Below are 15,950 nucleotides of genomic sequence, written 5' to 3' on the forward strand. Positions count from 1 at the left end.
TAATGGGCCGAATACCCCGCCTCGCGCCGCCCGCGCGAAAGAGGTTGCATGAGCACCCCGTTTCAGTTTGGCGAACGGACCTTTGATCCCGAATCCCACCTGCTGACCGGCCCGGACGCACCGCAAAAGCTGCGTTACAAGCTGGGCGCCCTGCTGACCCTGTTGCTCGAAAACCGCGAACGGGTGGTGACCCAGGACGAGATCCGCAACACCCTTTGGCACCATGAACACGTGGTCGACCACGCCTTGCGCCAAACCGTCAGCGAACTGCGCAAACTGCTGGGCGATGCCCCCAAACAACCGCGTTTCATCAAAACCGTTCCCGGACAGGGCTACCGCTGGATTCATCCAACACGGGTGGCCACGCCGGAACCCGAACAACCCGAACGGGGCGCACCCAAACAAACCCCGGCGGCGCAACCCGGCCCGGTCACCAAGAAACCGGCCCATCGTCGCTTGCTGCTTGCCGCCGGCGCGGCACTGCCGGCACTCGCACTATTGCTCGCGGTCTTTTTCGGGCGCGCCGAATATCTGGCCGTGGAACCGCGCGACGCCGTCCGCGCCGCCGACAGCTCGGCCATGATTCACGGTAACGGCAGCGACCATTTCGCGCTGACCCGCCCCGGCGAAGTCGCCTTCCACAACCTGGCCACCCAAACCCGCTTCCGTTTTCTAACCCCCGACCAAACCATGGTTGCCGCCATCTACCAACCGCAACACAAGCGTTACCTGCTCGCCGACGGCACCCGGCTCACCGTGCTCGCCGAGGACGGCCGCGTCCTGCAACGCAAAAGCGCCCGCATCATCCGCTTCCATCCCGGCGGCGGACAACCCTTGGTCAACCTGCGCACCGTCAACGGCGGCATCGCGCTGCACGCCTTCGACGCCGAGAACCTGGAACCCATCGCCCCCGCCCTCACGGTGCAAAGCGCGCCGATTTGGGCGACGACCGTCGGTGAAACGGTTTATTTCACCACGGAACAGGGCGACACCCTGTGGCGCATTCGCGACGGCAACACCGAGGCCTGGCTGGATCTGACCCGCGCACGTCCCAACCAAGGCGCGCGCAAGACCGGGCTTTACGCCCACGGTGAAACCCTAATTCTGGCAGTGCAGGGTCCCCATTCCGAGGTGGGTTCGCTGCTGCAAATCCACCTCATCGACAGCCGCACCGGCCGCCTTCACGCCAACCGATTTGTGGCCGCCGATCAACTTTTTGCCGGTGTGCGCCCCGGTGAAATCATCACCTTCCAAACCCAGCACATCGAAAATCAGGTGCTGTACCGCCTCAAAGCAAGCGCGCTCACCCCGCTTCAGCCAACCCGATAACCTCAATAAAGCCAGCTGTCAGCCCTGTCAATTTTCGTCAAATGACATCTTGTGACCTGCCCCCGCGAGCCGCGCCGGTTTAGCATCGAGCCACGGGGAGGTACCTGCATGATATTTACCGCTTTGGGCATATGGATGCTCGGATGGGCGAACCTTCAGCCGCAACACGAGGGCATCCAGCGGTTGATCACCGAAATTCGCGCCGGGCAACACGGCGAGGTCCACGGCTTGTTGGTCAGCCGCGCGGGCCGCTTGATCACGGAAACCTATTTTGACAAAAACCCCGCGCTGCCGGCCCTGATCGGCACGCCTGGTGGTTTGCATATGATCCAATCGTCCACCAAAAGCGTGAACAGCTTGTTGGTATGCATCGCCATGGACCGGGGTTTGTTCACGCCGGACACCACGCTGGCAGAAATTTTTGCCGACCACTACGCCATCCACGACGACTTGAAAGCCATTCCGATTCGGCACCTGCTCAGCATGCGCGACGGCATCGATTGGAAACAATGGGCTGATTTGCCGCGCGACCAACTGGACCACGTCATTCAGCAGGAACAGCCCGATTACATCGCCTACGCGCTGCGCAAGCCGGCCGCCCATGCGCCGGGAACCCGGTTCAACTACAGCGATACCGCCGCGCTGCTCACCGCGGCGGCGATTCGCCTGCGCGCGGATCAAAGCGTGAAGGAATTCGCACGCATCCATTTGTTTGAGCCGTTGGGCATCAACGAGGTGCATTGGTTGATCAAGGATCAGACCGGGTTGGCCCACACCGGCGCGGGCCTGCGTTTGTACGCCCGTGATTTCCTGAAAATCGGCGAGCTGGTGCTGGGCAAAGGCAGCTACCGCGGCAACCGCATCATCCAAGAAGCGACGCTGAACCAAGCGTTGCAGCCCCACAGCGAAAACGTATTTAAGAAACCCAACGCGCTGATGCAAGGCATGGGGTACGGCTGGTTTTGGTGGTTGCGGCCCCACGAGGGCGAGAACCTGGTGCTGGCGATGGGCCGCGGCGAGCAATCGCTGCTGGTGTCCTACAAACACCGCACCGTGGTGGTGACCACGGGCTGGAATGAGGCGAGGGAACACCGCGCGCAAATCATCCGTTTCTTCCGTGATCACATCGTGGCGAAGGAGGCCCAAGATGACTAAAATCCTGCTGATGTTGCTCGTTTTGGGAGGTAGCCAGGCGGTGTTGCGCGCGGCGGAACCACCGGCGTGGCAACAACTTGGCGAAGCATGGGCCGCCGATACGGTCGCGGCCGCCCCGAGGGCGGGCCAATACCACTGGGAAGCAAGCCTGTTGCTTCGGGATCAATGGGTGCGCGGCAAAAAACAGATCGCGGCGGTCCTGGCCAAAGCCAGGCTCGACCCGGCCGCCTACCGGTTCCAGGGCGCGGTGGAACAGGACGCCGACCGCCACACCACCACCGCCCTGTTCCAATCCGAGGCGGGTGCCATGGTGCACGTGACGGTGTGGGTCCAGATGCTCAAGCGCCGCATGCGCGTGCTGGACCTGATCCTGCCCCACGGGGCGCAAGCCGCGGTCGCGGCTGGTCGCATGGACGCGGCGCGGGCGCGCTGGACGGCCTTGGTGAACGGCGGCGAGGGCGACAGGTTCGTGGCCGGGGTATTCACCACGGACGCGCGCCAGATTTACGGGTTCGACGTCACGACGGGGAACGAGGCGCTGCGCGCGTACTACAGCTTCCTCAACGGGGAGAACCACGGGATCGCGCTGAAGGCACGGCACCTGTTCGCGGTCAAAAACGACGAGACGGTGGAAATCGGCAGCTACAGGGACAAGTTCGCGCGGACCGGGTATTACCTGCTGCTATGGCGGGGCCGGGGGGAAAAGGCGCGGGTCGCGTTGGACTTCAACTTTTAGCAAAACGATACCCAGCCGACCGCGGCGGCTGGGTATCGTTTTGGGCAAGGCGCGCGGCGGCGGGGATAGGGTTTTTGCGAAGGTTTTTGCGGATGAGACAGCGCAAAAATGGACTAAAATCAAAAAGAAGAGAAACCCACCCCAGAATAAAGGAACGGCAAAAAGACGACAAACCAGAGTCACTCAACTCAATCAAAATGATCGACCCATAAATCAGACAAAGTGCCGAAATCCCAACAAGCGACTGTTTAACAACCACTTACAAGAATCTGCTGGTAAAACCGTATTTTGCCAAAATCGACCCATTTCGTCTCCAGAGAACGGGACACAAAGAACAATCCACAAAACCCTATTTTCAAACAATTTAACAACCCACCAACAAGTCAATACCAATCACATGAAATACCTAAGCAAAATCGGTACATTTTTTCAAAACTTCCAAATCACCAAACTATCGTGTAAATTTGCTTAGTCTGTTCCCCGCACGCCCGGGGATGAACCGTGGTGCTGGCATTACTGGTTACCTCCGTCGGTCTGTTCCCCGCACGTCCGGGGATGAACCGCAAATGCAGGAGCCCATCTATTGCCCGCGTTGCTGTTCCCCGCACGCCCGGGGATGAACCGGCCGAAAGCGGATCGCCGCCGCCTATCAGCAACTGTTCCCCGCACGCCCGGGGATGAACCGGATTGGCGCGCAATGCATAAGGGTCACTTTATCTGTTCCCCGCACGCCCGGGGATGAACCGAGGTGGACGTATGAATGATGGCAAACGAAACACTGTTCCCCGCACGCCCGGGGATGAACCGAAATTGAAAGGGGACTCCTATGAAGCCATACACTGTTCCCCGCACGCCCGGGGATGAACCGTCATTTTCATTACCGCCCACGTTGATATTGAGCTGTTCCCCGCACGCCCGGGGATGAACCGATGATGGCATGCGTGGTTTTTTGGACAGTCAACTGTTCCCCGCACGCCCGGGGATGAACCGAAAATTGACCGCACCATCGCGGAAATCATTGACTGTTCCCCGCACGCCCGGGGATGAACCGGGCACAACTCCACCAAAGGATGCCGAGTGTATCTGTTCCCCGCACGCCCGGGGATGAACCGGAGCATGTGACCCGACCAACTCCCGAATCCCTCCTGTTCCCCGCACGCCCGGGGATGAACCGTAGCGGCTACGATTGATGCCATGGAAGTGTTTGCTGTTCCCCGCACGCCCGGGGATGAACCGATAACCCGCAAGCACGACCTTAGCGTGAATCCCTGTTCCCCGCACGCCCGGGGATGAACCGGAACAAAAATTATCCGATGAGGAGCGATTAAACTGTTCCCCGCACGCCCGGGGATGAACCGAGTTCGCGTCGCCACGCATCAAGGGCCGCGGACTGTTCCCCGCACGCCCGGGGATGAACCGTGTGCGTAACAGGGGCGCGCTATGGTGGGCGGCTGTTCCCCGCACGCCCGGGGATGAACCGCCGGGGGGTGCTGGGTCAGCCTGATCATTGGCCTGTTCCCCGCACGCCCGGGGATGAACCCGTTATGAGCTGATCCACCAGCGCGGCCGACGCCTGTTCCCCGCACGCCCGGGGATGAACCGCGCCGCCAGCTTGGCAGCCAAGGGATTGTTGGCTGTTCCCCGCACGCCCAGGGATGAACCGGCTTTTTTCAAGGGCTTCCTTGCTGCAAACCTCTGTTCCCCGCACGCCCGGGGATGAACCGCTCCCCGTCCACCACGCGGACTTCTTCTTTTTCTGTTCCCCGCACGCCCGGGGATGAACCGGTATCTGCTCGGAGTTCTTTAGCTTTAACTGGCTGTTCCCCGCACGCCCGGGGATGAACCGGGTCGGGCTGGATGTGCGCGCCCTTCTCAAGCCTGTTCCCCGCACGCCCGGGGATGAACCGGCGCGCTAACGCATAAAATCCCGGCGAAAGCTCTGTTCCCCGCACGCCCGGGGATGAACCTCCAGGTCGGCGTGTATTTCCCGTTCACGGTGTCTGTTCCCCGCACGCCCGGGGATGAACCACGAACGACCGAAGGCGCCCACCATGCATGGGCCTGTTCCCCGCACGCCCGGGGATGAACCGGATTGCCGCCCAACCATCCGTTGTTCCAGCGACTGTTCCCCGCACGCCCGGGGATGAACCGCTTGGAATGGGTGGACGTTTCGGTAGTGGTCGCTGTTCCCCGCACGCCCGGGGATGAACCGCCATTCGAGTTTATAGCTCGGCCGCTTCATACCTGTTCCCCGCACGCCCGGGGATGAACCGGGAACTGAGTGATCCTGTCGGTTTTGCGCGGGCTGTTCCCCGCACGCCCGGGGATGAACCGCTGATTCAACCAGGTTGCGGCGACCTCCTGATCTGTTCCCCGCACGCCCGGGGATGAACCGTTCGAACAACCCGTTTGTGACAGCTTATCTTGCTGTTCCCCGCACGCCCGGGGATGAACCGTCAACACCTTCGCCCAAGAGGTACTGCGCAAGCTGTTCCCCGCACGCCCGGGGATGAACCGGCTGTATTGCAGCTCCCCTTTGGCATCCCGGTCTGTTCCCCGCACGCCCGGGGATGAACCGCGCCTCCAAAAACAACGTTTCAATGTGTTTGTCTGTTCCCCGCACGCCCGGGGATGAACCGTAATACCATCGAATCCCTTCGGACCACCCTCACTGTTCCCCGCACGCCCGGGGATGAACCGGCGGTTTGCCTGGCCAACCGTGTCGATGTAGTCTGTTCCCCGCACGCCCGGGGCGAAGCGCTTGCGCCGCCACCGTGCCTTTTTCCTCGCCGTCGCGCCAAAAAAAGCCGGTCATCGCAAGCCAGTTGACCCCGCGTCGGTTGCCGCCGCCGCGCGGGGCGTTATCCCATGTGTTGACTGGCTAATTGGAGCAGCGGGGTCGCCGTCACCTTGGTTTTGCCGCCCAAGCTCTCGCGGTAGGCCGCCGAATGCAGGAACACCTGCTTCAAAAATGCGCGGGTGGCCGGGTCCTCGCTAAGCCCCTCGAGATGGGGCAACACATCCGCAACCACAAAATCGTAGGGAGCATAGAGCGGCACGTCCATCTGCTGACCCGATTCGTAATCATCCATCAACACCAACGCGAAATCCGCGCACATCGCCGTCGGTAACCCCGGCAAGGTATCGCGCGCGATCCGCGTCAGCGCCAACGCCGTCGCGCCGTGGATCATCATGTTTTGCATTTCGCGCTGATCATCGCCGAGATCCACGTCGTACCGTTCTTCAAGCGCTTCCCAATCGAACAATCCGCTCCCGCATAACTGGAGCAGGTCGTCGCGTCGGGTTTGACGCGGATGGGCAAGACGGTCCAACAACGCCGCCGGCGCCAAACGGCCCTCATCCGCATCCGGTTCCGGGTCGATGGCGGTTACCTCCCCGCAATGGATGGTGCCGTCGCCGTCACGCCATTCCCAGTCCGCGTACCAATGGGTTTGTTCAAACCCCAACCGCAAACACACCAGTTCGGCGTCGGCGGGCACCCCGTAACACGCGGCCAAATCGGCGGTAAAAAGCAATTTAAGCCCTTCATCCAAATAAGCGGTTAACTCGGCAACCAAATCGTCGAATTTGTTCATCCCTGTTCCTCCCCCGTGGCGTTGGCCGTGGATCGACCCCGCCGACCCAGGCCTCTATCTTAGGAACGCGCAATTTCCGGCCGTTTGTAACAAAACGGGCTCGCGAACGCTGCCGGCCGGAAATTCGCCCGCCCGGCTTCCGCCACGGGGTGGGTTCCGGGGAGGCGACCGAAAGTAAGAGGCTGGGGAGGCCGCGGGGACAGACATGGGTAACGTTTGCGGGGACAGACACCCGTAAGATATTGATTCATTTTGACTTGCTCCGGTGCGCTTCCAGCGCACTTCCCTTTTCTTGACCCTTACCCATGGTTGGGCGCCGGTTGCTTCGCTCCCGCCACCCAACCATGGGCTGAAATCCGGCAAGGCTTCACCTTGCCAACGGTTTGCGTGCTTGCGTCCCCTTGGTTCTTCGCGGTTTACGCAAGAATCGCGGGCTTTACAACGTTTGCGGGGACAGACACCCGTAAGATATTGATTCATTTTGACTTGCTCCGATGCGCTTTCAGCGCACTTCCCTTTTCTTGACCCTTACCCATGGTTGGGCGCCGGTTGCTTCGCTCCCGCCACCCAACCATGGGCTGAAATCCGGCAAGGCTTCACCTTGCCAACGGTTTGCGTGCTTGCGTCCCCTTGGTTCTTCGCGGTTTACGCAAGGATCGCGGGCTTTACAACGTTTGCGGGGACAGACACCCGTAAGATATTGATTCATTTCGACTTGCTCCGATGCGCTTCCAGCGCACTTCCCTTTTCTTGACCCTTACCCATGGTTGGGCGCCGGTTGCTTCGCGCCCGCCACCCAACCATGGGCTGAAATCCGGCAAGGCTCCACCTTGCCAACGGTTTGCGAGCTTGCGTCCCCTTGGTTCTTCGCGGTTTACGCAAGAATCGCGGGCTTTACAACGTTTGCGGGGACAGACACCCGTAAGAACGTTTGCGGGGACAGACACCCGTAAGATATTGATTCATTTTGACTTGCTCCGATGCGCCACCAGCGCACTTCCCTTTTCTTGACCCTTACCCATGGTTGGGCGCCGGTTGCTTCGCGCCCGCCACCCAACCATGGGCTGAAATCCGGCAAGGCTCCACCTTGCCAACGGTTTGCGTGCTTGCGTCCCCTTGGTTCTTCGCGGTTTACGCAAGGATCACCGGCTGTTCCCCGGACGCCCGGGGATGAACCGCGGCGGTAAGCCGGCGCAGCCAGACCGGCGCGCTGATCCCCGCACGCCCGGGGATGAACCCCCACCAAATTTGCCCATCGCCATTTGGGATGCCTGATCCCCGCACGCCCGGGGATGGACCCTTTTTTGCATCCCTTCATGTCTGGAACGCCCACTTCGGTTAGTTCCCTTCTCTTGCCCAAGCGAAGGCGCCCTTGCGGCCAATCCTGGCAGCTCTTTCCGTGTGAGTACCTTCGTTTCGTGTTTTCCAATACGGGTTTCCTAGCCGCGTTCACCAAGTAATTCTTGGCCTTAACCCTTTTTTCCACAGCGATAGGATAATATGTTGCCCTGATGCCCTTGCTAAAAAGCACCAAAAGGACGCTTCAAAAGACCTCGCGGATCTCGTCAAACACCGCAACAAAAAACCGATGCTTCCCTTTATCAAAAAGCCAAATATAAGCCCTCCCAGTCACGAAAGGATCTTTCCATGAGTAATCTAAAGTTGTTTTCCCTCCAAAGCGGTTCCGCGGTGGAACTGATCGGCGGATCCGCGCGCCTTGAAAAAGACCTTCAAGCCTGTGTCGAGCGCAATATGAAAACCTTGCTCGGCGTCCATTTCCTGGCTTCCGAGTATCAAACCACCCATGGTGGCAAAATGGATTCTTTGGGGCTGGATGAAAACAACTGCCCCGTCATCATCGAATACAAAAAGAACCAGAACCAAAACGTGATCAATCAAGGCCTCTTTTACCTCGACTGGCTGGTCGACCACAAAGCGGCGTTTCAACTACTCGTGTCCGAAAAACTCGGTGCTGAGGCCGCAAGTTTAATTGACTGGACCGGCGTTCGTCTCATCTTGATTGCACAGGACTACAACAGATACGACCGGCACGCGGTCAACCAAATTGACCGGTCCATCGACCTCTTCCGCTACAGTTTCCACCAGGCAGACGGACAGGGCGGCCCCTTCCTGCTTCTGGATCTGATCGGTTCGCAGCCGAGTACCGCCAGAAGAAGTCCAGCCAGGACGGCGGCGGAAATGGAGCCTGTAGTTCGCAATGATTCACACCAGGCCCAACTCGGCAAAGCAAGCCCCGAACTGAAAGCGCTTTACGACGACGTATGCGAATTCGCGAACAGTCTCGGGGATGTTCAGCAAAAGGAGCTCAAATATCATATAGCCTTCAAAAACATTACGAACTTCGCCTGCGTCGTGGTAAAGGCCACCCAGGATCCAAGGGTCCGGTTGTTCTTGAAGTTGGACCCGAACGAAGTCGAGCTGGAAGAAGGCTTCACGGAAGACATGACCGGCATCGGCCACTGGGGCACCGGCGATCTTTCGGTGACGCTTCGCAACAAGGATGATTTCAAGAAAGCAAAGCAGCTAATCGAGGCTAGTTTCCAGGCGAACTGAAACCTAGGCGCCCAGCCACCCGGTTACACGCGATTCGAGTACCGATAACTCTGTTCCCCGGACGACCGGGGATGAACCGGCCACTGACATGCATTACGGACTGGTTAAAACCTGTTCCCCGCACGCCCGGGGATGCCCCTCCTCCAAGGTGTGTTTTTCCCTACAAATTTAGCATCGTCTGTTCCCCGCTCGCCCGAGGACCCACCGGCCGCGTCCCCTGAACCCATGCCGGCCAGTCGACTCAGGCGGCTCATCCTATTCTTGAAACAGTTTGAGCCTGTCGCGCTTACAATAAGGGTTTGTGTTCTTCCCAGCGCGCCGCCTTCCCGAGGGCGCGCTGGACTCTCGACCACGGATCCCCCTTTATGTATGCCCAGCTTCCCCTTAATGGGTTGCGCGTCTTTGAAGCCGCCGCCCGGCATCTTAGTTTTCAATGCGCGGCCGACGAACTCCATGTTTCGCCAACCGCCGTCTCCCACCAAATCCGACAACTGGAAACCCATCTCGGCCGCGCCTTGTTCACCCGCCGTCCCCTGGCCCTCACCGAGGCGGGCGCCGCCCTGTACCCCCAGGTCCACCAAGCACTTGACCTCTTGGCCGACGCCCACAACCGCGCGCAAACCACCGCCCAACCCGCGCAATTACGGGTCAGCATGACCCACGCTTTTGCCGGCTTTTGGCTGCTCCCCCGCTTGACCCGGTTCCACGCGCGCTTCCCCGAAATCACCATTAAGGTCGACGCCTCCGAACGCTGCGCCGACCTGGCACGGGGCGAAGCCGATTGCTCCATCCGCTACAGCCATGCCGTTCCCGAGGATTGGGTCGGTTATCCCCTCTTCCGGGACCGCTTTTTTCCCGTTTGCGCGCCCAGCCGTCTGCCCGATTTCGCGGACGGGATCGGCAACCAACGCCTGCTCCACTTCTCTTGGAAAGTCCCCCACCCGCACAATCCCGATTGGGCCCGGTGGTTCCAACGCTTCCCCTGCCGGCGACGACGGGTACCCGCCCATAACCAACAGGCCGACCTGTTCTTAAGCGAAGAAACCCACGCCATTCAAGCCGCGCGCGACGGGCACGGCCTGGCCCTATGCAGTTCGTTGATGACCGCCTCGCTAATTCAAGAAAACCAGTTGGCCGTCCCCTTCGAGGGTTCGTTGCCAGGGCTTCACAGCACACTGATCTTTTTGCCGAACCATCCGAAGAAACGCCTGATCCATCGCTTTCGCGATTGGCTGCGCGCCGAAACCCAATGTTTCCGAACCGCGTATCCCGCCGATTTTTTCGACGATCCCGAATAACCGGCGCCGCGCCCATCGACTCACCCCGCAACGCCCCGTCGCGTCGCCGAGATGAAAAAAACACATCTCAAGCTGAAATCCCATCATTTTTCTTCACCTTCCGCCGCGGCTAAAGTCTAGCCCATAGGAGAACAGCACTCCTCCATCAGGCTATTACCACCCAGGGAGGTCACCATGATTTGGTTTCACAAGGGGTTCACCGCCCCCGTGTTCGCATCACAGGAAACAAGGGGGACGGTCGCATGAACCCCCATCCGGTTTTAACCCCCTTCCAACTCGGGCCGCACGCGCTGCGCAATCGCGCGGTGGTAGCGCCGCTAAGCCGCGTCAGCGCGCCCGCCGGCGGGATTCCCACCGCGGCCATGGCCCGGTATTACGAAGAATATGCCCGCGGCGGCTTTGGTTTAATCATCACCGAGGGAACTTACACCGACGCCCACTTCGCCCAGGCCTACACCCATCAACCCGGCATCATCCATGAGGCGCAGGTCGCCGGTTGGCGCGCCGTGGTTGAACGCATCCATGCCGCCGGCGCCAAGGTGTTTTGCCAGCTCATGCACGCCGGCGCCCTGTCGCAATGTCTGTCGCAAACCGCCGCGCCCTCCGCGGTTCAGCCCTTGCGCACCAAGTTGGCAGGCTACGGCGGCGAGGGTCCTTGGCCCGTCCCCAAGGCGATGACCCAGGCAGAGATCCAACAGGCGGTGCAGGGTTTTGCGGCCTCGGCCCGGCGCGCGGCGGCGGCGGGATTTGACGGCGTCGAAATCCACGGCGCCAACGGCTACTTGATCGATCAGTTCCTCAGCGACACCACCAACCGGCGCCGCGACCGCTACGGCGATTCGGTTGCGGCACGCGCCACCTTGGCCCTGGAGGTCATCGCCGCGGTGAAAGCGGCCGTGCCCCCCGGGTTTACGGTTGGCTTGCGCCTGTCGCAAGGCAAGGTGAATGATTTCGATTACCGATGGCCGGGAGGTCGGCACACCGCCCGCACCTGGTTTTCCCTTTTGGCGCAAACCCAGGTCGACTACCTCCACTTCGCCTCGGAAGGAACGGGTTACCAGCACAGTTGCGTGCTGGAAGACGGCACGGTACTCCCCCAACTGGCCCGCGCCATGGTCGGGGTTCCGGTGATGGTCAACGGCGGCATGCACGCGCCGGACCTGGCCGCTCAGGTTCTCCAGGCCGGCCACGGCGATTTGGCGGCACTGGGCACGGGCGCGATCGCCAACCCGGACTGGCCGAACAAATTGGCGGCAGGCGAACCGATCCAACCCTTCCAACCCGCCATGCTCCAACCGGAAGTCACCATCGAAGCAACCTGGGCCCACCGCCGACGCCAAGCATCGCTGCTGCCGGTCTAAGTCAGCGCACCAAGCATCGTTGCCGGCGCCCAAGCCACCCAGACGCCGCGTAACGGCCGCGTGCGCCAAGGGCGCCGGCCGCTCTTTGCCACTTGGCGAAACCCGCCCAGCGAGTGGGCAACACGCACGGCGGGCTAGGATTACCTGACGGCGATGGTATCCGGTGTTTCGGCCAGCCAGGGCCCCCACTGATCGTCCTGCCAATAACGAAACCGGGTTGCCGCGTACTCCGCGGCGTAATCCAGGCGTGGAGAGAACTGGTGCTCATCCACGTATTTATCGCGCCAGCCCAAACGCGGGCCAAAAACACAATAGACCCGCTCGCCGGGCACAACGCTACTCTGAAAAAGCACTTCCCCGCGGATGATTTGAAAGCGCGGGACCCGCAAGCGATGCCTGTCAAAAGCCAGGTATCGTGTCGCCTTCACCCGGGCCACATCGGCCAAGGTGTAGGTGGCACGACGCGACGGGGTGGGAATGCTGCGCGCGGAGAACGGTGTGAGCTGGACTTTTTTGTCCAAAAACGTCGTGATCGGCCCTCGCTTTTGCCCTGCAGGGGCTTGGCAAGCCCTGCGTGGTCACCGGCGCCCAACTCCCTTTTTCCTATCCGGCCTCCGACGCGCCCAACAACATCGTCAACAGTGTCCGCGTGGCGGCGTTGCGTGCGCCGGGCCGCGCCGAACGCCCGCGCATCCAAGAAGTCGTGGTGGTGTTCGGGTCCAAAATCATTCGAGCGACCCGTTGCCGTAAGGTCTCCGAAAACCAACTCGAAGCCTTTGATTCGGTTAACTATCCCGTTTTGGGCCGAATCGGCATTCACATCACGGTGCAGGACCACCTCCTGCTTCCCAACCGTCAGCCCCGGCAACCCCAGACCCGGTTTGATCCCAACGTGGCGCTGGTCCATGTGTACCCCGGGCTAACCCGCAATTCTCACAAGGAATTCTGCTACGAAGCCGAAAGCCATGCGATTACTTCGTTTACTCGGTCGAGCCGGCTTCGCCGTAGCGCTGCTACGCCTGTGCCGTCCCTCGGTCGTAATCTTCGTACTCACAAGGCTTTCTGCTTCTCGCGACGAATCCTTGTGAGAATTGCGGGCTAAAACCGGCAATCCTGCAGCACATCGGCGAGCAAAGCAGCGGCCTGGTCATCGCGGCCTATGGCGCGGGGAATATCCCCACCAAACAAGGCCCGGGTTTTTATTCTTTGGTTTCCGTTATCGCCCATCTGCACCAAGGCGGCATCCCGGTTGTCCTGACGACCCAATGCGTGACCGGCCAGGCCGAACCGCACCTCTACCAGACTGGCTATTACGCCCATTGCGCGGGCGCGCTCGCGGGCGGCGACATGTTACCCAAAACGGCCATGGTCAAACTGTCTTGGCTGCTCGGCCTGGCGGAGAGTGGTTGGTCCCAATCGGAACGTGCGGACCATACCTTGGCCTTGATGGGCGCGTCCCTGTGTGGGGAGCGCCAAGTGACCGCGGTTGAGGAGGTCCATCCCAAGATACCGAGCGAGACGAGGCTGCAGGATTCCCACTTGGCGACGGTGCCACCGGGGATTTGAAAGGACGCGTCGCAGCGAACCAACCGAGGGTCTTGTGAAATAGGTGCCGGTTTATGCTTGGGTGGGCGATTTTTGGTTTAACCGCGGCGATTTCACCAGCCAACCCCAGAAATGGACGGCAACATGATACCCATCGGCGGCGTCGGCCTGAGTTATTTCACCACGGAATTTTGCGGACGCGCCCTTGACCACCTATGGCCGGCCCTTTGGCTAAAACCGTTCGGCGATCAAGCCAAAGGGCCGAGGTCACTTGGTGTTTGCTTAAGACAATTCGTAAGCCTCGCGCAACCATGCAATGAGGGCTTCGTCTACCTGGTCGGGCGCGGTGAGCCGCACCCGGTGCGTCACCATCTGATTAAAGGAGCCGGACGCTTCCAAACGCCCTTCCGGCGCCTTTCCTTTGAGGTTGATGCCGAGATCGACCCGCGTTTTGGTCGACGGCTGAATCAATGCGAACTGTTTCTCGCGGCGCAGGCTGACATAGGTTTTTTTTGGGGAAACGACGACATCGTCACCGAAGGCTTCAACCCCCGCGATCAGCGCGTCGTAAATAGGGCGCAATCCGGCCTTGGCGCCGGCATACTGCGCGGTCAGCGGATCCTCGGCGGGTGGGGCTCCCTGTTTCAAGGTTTCGTGGGCCACCAGATTGGCGAAACCATGGGTCATGCCGTGTTCGCTTTTGAGTAACTTCACGATTTGTCCGTGTTTGGCGAGACCGGCCGCGCTCGTGACTGCCAACCATTCATCCAAACTTTTGCCGGTTTTCTCGCGCATATTGGCCACCATGGCAGCCGCCATTTCTTCCGGGGACTTGGCCATCCGCCCACCTCCTCTGATTACCACAAAGTCGCACTGCCCCCAATGAAGGCGGTCCGGGAACCCGCGGCACGCATGGCGCAGCCACGATTTCACCGGGAACAATAGGACTAAAAATTAAAGCATGCCGAAGCATAACACCCCGTTTCCGTCGACGCACGGGAATTAACCGAACGACGAACACCAACCCGTTTCGTCCTAACCCCGGCCCCGCAACCGCGAGGATGAACCGGGTGCCGGCCGTAGTTTTCGATTCCCGACAGGCGCGAAGCAGCGGCTTGGGTCAGGAGAAGGACCCGTTCTTGCCGTCAACACTTCTGTCAGGCTATTCTAGGGGCTTACGGGCGGCATTTTTCGGTTTGGCCGCGGCGATTTCCCGCGCCTGCCTCACCAAAGGAAGAAACCCATGGAACGCGGCGATTGGGTGGCACGTTATCTCCGACGCATTGGTTTTGAAGGCGAACCCAAGCCTGACGAAGCCACCTTGGCTCGTTTGCATCGCGCCCACATGCTCAGCGTCCCCTTTGAGAATTTGAACATCCCCCTCGGTTTCCCCGTGGAAACCACGCTCGAAACCCTTTTTGACAAAGTGGTGGTGGGACGGCGCGGCGGCTTCTGCTATGAGCTCAACCATCTTTTTGGCCACCTGCTCAAAACACTCGGCTTTAAGGTCGACCTTCTTTCCGCGGGTGTTTGGAGCCAAGGCCGCTTTGGACCACCCTTTGATCATCTGCTCCTCGCGGTGCATCTGGCCGACCAACGCTTTATCGCCGATGTGGGTTTTGGTGATTCCTTCCGCGAACCCTTTCCGATCCTCGGCGAAGCCAGGGACTCACTCGGCGTCGCGTACCGGGTCAACCGGCGCGGTGAAACCCTGGTGCTGCAACAACAGAAACCCGACGCCCCCTGGGTCGACCAGTACCGCTTCACTTTGGAACCCCAGACCATCGACGCTTTCCAGCCCATGTGCCGCTACCACCAGAGCAGCCCCGAATCCAGCTTCACCCGCCGGTGCATCTGCACGATGGCAACGGCGGACGGGCGCACCACCCTCGCCAACGGCCGCTTGATTCGCACCACGGCGGGAACACGCACGGAAACGCCCATCGTGAGCGAGGCCGATTTCCGCGCGGTTTTGGCCGAACATTTTTGCGTGGAACTGCCGGCCGAGGTTTCGCTCACCCCCTTACGCTCTATAAACGAACCCTCCCCGAAAGCGTAAAGCCTGACGCCCACCAACACCCGTTCTCATCGATCCTTCTGATTTTGAGGCCGACTCATACTTCTGAACGCAATCAGTTCGGTCAGGAAACAACACGGCTCGTCGCCTTGCGGCGTAGCCGCGCCCCGGCGACATTCCGTCACGCCGATATCCTCTAGGCGACTCGCCCCAGGGTATCGCGCTTCCTCTGCACGCACCATCCTCACAAAAAAGAGAAACCTCGCAAAAATACAAGACCCCACAACAAATTGCAGCCAAAAATTCTAGCAAACAGCGAACATCAACGGCCTTAAACCT

The 15,950-nt window shown here is 60.4% G+C and carries 11 protein-coding genes, 1 pseudogene and 1 CRISPR repeat array; of the genes and pseudogenes, 9 read left to right on the forward strand and 3 right to left on the reverse strand.

Annotation, left to right across the window (positions count from 1 at the left end):
- Nucleotides 1-48 precede the first annotated feature (48 nt).
- The 3 genes from J3U88_RS23100 to J3U88_RS23110 all read left to right on the forward strand — a co-directional run bounded on the left by J3U88_RS23100 (nucleotide 49) and on the right by J3U88_RS23110 (nucleotide 3,220).
- Nucleotides 49-1,329: a winged helix-turn-helix domain-containing protein gene (locus tag J3U88_RS23100; protein ID WP_207861360.1), complete on the forward strand. Its 1,281-nt coding sequence runs from the start codon at nucleotides 49-51 to the stop codon at nucleotides 1,327-1,329.
- Between the two features lie 108 nt (nucleotides 1,330-1,437).
- Nucleotides 1,438-2,484 (forward strand): serine hydrolase domain-containing protein, encoded by a 1,047-nt coding sequence (locus J3U88_RS23105; protein ID WP_207861361.1) that lies wholly within the window; start codon nucleotides 1,438-1,440, stop codon nucleotides 2,482-2,484.
- The gene (locus J3U88_RS23110) at nucleotides 2,477-3,220 is read left to right on the forward strand and encodes a hypothetical protein (protein ID WP_207861362.1); all 744 of its coding nucleotides are present in this window, start codon (nucleotides 2,477-2,479) and stop codon (nucleotides 3,218-3,220) included. The genes J3U88_RS23105 and J3U88_RS23110 overlap by 8 nt, the downstream gene beginning before the upstream one ends.
- Before the next feature lie 473 nt (nucleotides 3,221-3,693).
- Nucleotides 3,694-5,920: a CRISPR direct-repeat array (repeat unit 29 nt; unit sequence CTGTTCCCCGCACGCCCGGGGATGAACCG).
- 161 nt (nucleotides 5,921-6,081) lie between these two features.
- On the opposite strand, the gene J3U88_RS23115 is transcribed toward J3U88_RS23110, so the two are convergent.
- Nucleotides 6,082-6,816 carry a hypothetical protein gene (locus J3U88_RS23115; protein WP_207861363.1) on the reverse strand — a complete coding sequence of 245 codons (735 nt, stop codon included), beginning with the start codon at nucleotides 6,814-6,816 and terminating at the stop codon, nucleotides 6,082-6,084.
- A gap of 1,647 nt (nucleotides 6,817-8,463) precedes the next feature.
- Here J3U88_RS23115 and J3U88_RS23120 point away from each other — a divergent pair.
- The 3 genes from J3U88_RS23120 (at nucleotide 8,464) to J3U88_RS23130 (ending at nucleotide 12,049) form a co-directional block, all read left to right on the forward strand.
- A complete protein-coding gene (locus J3U88_RS23120) occupies nucleotides 8,464-9,390 on the forward strand; it encodes an endonuclease NucS domain-containing protein (protein WP_207861364.1) in 927 nt (308 codons plus the stop codon).
- A gap of 365 nt (nucleotides 9,391-9,755) precedes the next feature.
- Nucleotides 9,756-10,688, forward strand: coding sequence for a LysR substrate-binding domain-containing protein (locus J3U88_RS23125; RefSeq protein WP_207861365.1), 933 nt, complete (start codon nucleotides 9,756-9,758; stop codon nucleotides 10,686-10,688).
- A gap of 242 nt (nucleotides 10,689-10,930) precedes the next feature.
- Nucleotides 10,931-12,049: an oxidoreductase gene (locus tag J3U88_RS23130; RefSeq protein WP_207861366.1), complete on the forward strand. Its 1,119-nt coding sequence runs from the start codon at nucleotides 10,931-10,933 to the stop codon at nucleotides 12,047-12,049.
- 140 nt (nucleotides 12,050-12,189) lie between these two features.
- On the opposite strand, the gene J3U88_RS23135 is transcribed toward J3U88_RS23130, so the two are convergent.
- The gene (locus J3U88_RS23135; protein ID WP_207861367.1) at nucleotides 12,190-12,570 is read right to left on the reverse strand and encodes a hypothetical protein; all 381 of its coding nucleotides are present in this window, start codon (nucleotides 12,568-12,570) and stop codon (nucleotides 12,190-12,192) included.
- Between the two features lie 23 nt (nucleotides 12,571-12,593).
- Here J3U88_RS23135 and J3U88_RS23140 point away from each other — a divergent pair.
- Nucleotides 12,594-13,151, forward strand: a pseudogene (locus tag J3U88_RS23140) (asparaginase domain-containing protein); the annotation flags it as partial.
- A gap of 47 nt (nucleotides 13,152-13,198) precedes the next feature.
- On the forward strand, nucleotides 13,199-13,615 hold the full coding sequence (locus J3U88_RS23145) for a hypothetical protein (protein WP_341535194.1): 417 nt from the start codon (nucleotides 13,199-13,201) through the stop codon (nucleotides 13,613-13,615).
- Nucleotides 13,616-13,876: 261 nt separating this feature from the next.
- Here the strand turns inward: J3U88_RS23145 and J3U88_RS23150 are convergent, their stop codons facing one another.
- A complete protein-coding gene (locus J3U88_RS23150; protein ID WP_207861369.1) occupies nucleotides 13,877-14,434 on the reverse strand; it encodes a DUF4287 domain-containing protein in 558 nt (185 codons plus the stop codon).
- Nucleotides 14,435-14,837: 403 nt separating this feature from the next.
- Between J3U88_RS23150 and J3U88_RS23155 the strand changes: the two genes are divergently transcribed.
- The gene (locus J3U88_RS23155; RefSeq protein WP_207861370.1) at nucleotides 14,838-15,653 is read left to right on the forward strand and encodes an arylamine N-acetyltransferase family protein; all 816 of its coding nucleotides are present in this window, start codon (nucleotides 14,838-14,840) and stop codon (nucleotides 15,651-15,653) included.
- The last annotated feature ends 297 nt before the right edge of the window (nucleotides 15,654-15,950 follow it).

Origin of the sequence: Acanthopleuribacter pedis (genome assembly GCF_017377855.1) — a bacterium.
Taxonomy (GTDB): Bacteria; Acidobacteriota; Holophagae; order Acanthopleuribacterales; family Acanthopleuribacteraceae; genus Acanthopleuribacter; species Acanthopleuribacter pedis.

Bases quoted from the DNA above. Each gene is read 5' to 3' on its own strand.
- J3U88_RS23155 (WP_207861370.1), top strand. From the start codon at position 14,838: ATGGAACGCGGCGATTGGGTGGCACGTTATCTCCGACGCATTGGTTTT.
- J3U88_RS23120 (WP_207861364.1), top strand. From the start codon at position 8,464: ATGAGTAATCTAAAGTTGTTTTCCCTCCAAAGCGGTTCCGCGGTGGAA.
- J3U88_RS23105 (WP_207861361.1), top strand. From the start codon at position 1,438: ATGATATTTACCGCTTTGGGCATATGGATGCTCGGATGGGCGAACCTT.
- J3U88_RS23150 (WP_207861369.1), bottom strand. From the start codon at position 14,434: ATGGCCAAGTCCCCGGAAGAAATGGCGGCTGCCATGGTGGCCAATATG.
- J3U88_RS23110 (WP_207861362.1), top strand. From the start codon at position 2,477: ATGACTAAAATCCTGCTGATGTTGCTCGTTTTGGGAGGTAGCCAGGCG.
- J3U88_RS23100 (WP_207861360.1), top strand. From the start codon at position 49: ATGAGCACCCCGTTTCAGTTTGGCGAACGGACCTTTGATCCCGAATCC.
- J3U88_RS23130 (WP_207861366.1), top strand. From the start codon at position 10,931: ATGAACCCCCATCCGGTTTTAACCCCCTTCCAACTCGGGCCGCACGCG.
- J3U88_RS23115 (WP_207861363.1), bottom strand. From the start codon at position 6,816: ATGAACAAATTCGACGATTTGGTTGCCGAGTTAACCGCTTATTTGGAT.
- J3U88_RS23125 (WP_207861365.1), top strand. From the start codon at position 9,756: ATGTATGCCCAGCTTCCCCTTAATGGGTTGCGCGTCTTTGAAGCCGCC.